1 protein-coding gene and 1 pseudogene are annotated in these 500 nt (G+C 55.4%); both read left to right on the top strand.

The window, feature by feature from the left end; all coding sequences use genetic code 11:
* Window positions 1-230 (top strand): alpha/beta fold hydrolase (locus C5P05_RS00690; protein WP_114967983.1); only part of this gene is annotated, 230 nt, incomplete at its 5' end.
* 109 nt (window positions 231-339) lie between these two features.
* Window positions 340-500, top strand: a pseudogene (locus C5P05_RS34220) (LysR family transcriptional regulator); the annotation flags it as partial.

The raw sequence follows: 500 nt of genomic DNA, 5'->3' as shown, positions 1-500 counted from the left end.
CCGGTGACTTAAGATCACGACTAGCCAACATAAGTGCTCCGACGCTTGTGTTGCATGGGTCAGACGACCCACTAGTTCCCCCGGAAGCTGGGAAGGACACGGCGGCCAATATTAAAGGAGCCGAACTACTCATCGTCGAGGGAATGGGCCACGATTTTCCACCATCGCTGTTTGGGTTTGTGGCCGGAGTCATCGCAGATAACACACACCGCGCGCGCCAGACCCTTTAACGGCATATTGGCGCTGACGGCGCGCTGCGCCAAGACGGTCAGAAGATGCTGGGACGCTGCGAAAACCGGAGACTCTGAAATTTTCGTGGATTAGGGCGTACAACCCCGTTTTGCAGAAAATTTCGGACCTGACCTCATTGCTCGCACCAGCTTAGAGGCTCCTGGCGTACGACTGCGCTTTGTGCAAAAACTAGACAAAGACAGCGCACCTTTGCGTGAAGGGACTGTCGATCTGGAGACTGGTGTCATTGCGAACACGATGGGTCCGGA

Source organism: Rhodoferax ferrireducens (genome assembly GCF_003347515.1).
Lineage (GTDB): Bacteria > Pseudomonadota > Gammaproteobacteria > Burkholderiales > Burkholderiaceae_C > Rhodoferax.
This window is presented reverse-complemented; position numbering and strand designations above follow the sequence as displayed.